Below are 579 nucleotides of genomic sequence, written 5' to 3'. Positions count from 1 at the left end.
TGCTTCACCTGGGCGAGCTGTTTATCGAAGGCAGCGATGCGCTCTGCGGCCTGTGTTTCCTGCCCGGTGATCGTCCCCAGCTGGGTCAGCAGTTCCTGCCAGCTTTTGTCGTCGTAGTTAATGATAAGCGTCGGGGCGATGGCGGAAAGCTGATCGTAGAGCGCCAGCGCGGAATCCCCGCCGGTGGCGCTGATCAAAATCAGGTCCGGCATCTGGGCCGCGACCGCTTCGGCGCTCGGCTCGCCGATGTACAGCCGGGCAACCTTACGCTGTTTCGCGATATCGCCCCACTGACGTAAAAAGCCCTGTGCATCCGCCACGCGGTTGTTTGGCGTGGTGGCTCCGCTGGCAATAACCGGGGCGTCAATGGCCAGCAGGGAGCCGGTTAGGGTCACGCTGGTGGAGACAATGCGCGTCGGTTTGCTCTCAAGCGTATGTACGCCGCGGCTGTCTGTGACCTGACGCGGCCAGTCGGCGGCCGTCGCTGAGGTTAGTCCTAAAACAAAAAGTCCTGTTAAAAGAAAGGCATTACGGCAAACGGCAGGGAGTTTCACAGAGCGGCATCCTGTTTTTGTTGAA

The 579-nt window shown here is 59.9% G+C and carries 1 protein-coding gene; it reads right to left on the bottom strand.

The features are described 5' to 3' along the window. On the bottom strand, nt 1-554 hold a 554-nt coding region (gene fepB / locus RE027_RS18030; protein WP_368809672.1), incomplete at its 3' end, for a Fe2+-enterobactin ABC transporter substrate-binding protein. Nucleotides 555-579 lie beyond the last annotated feature (25 nt).

Source organism: Kocuria sabuli (assembly GCF_040981185.1).
In the GTDB taxonomy this organism is placed as follows: domain Bacteria; phylum Actinomycetota; class Actinomycetes; order Actinomycetales; family Micrococcaceae; genus Kocuria; species Kocuria sabuli.
This window is presented reverse-complemented; position numbering and strand designations above follow the sequence as displayed.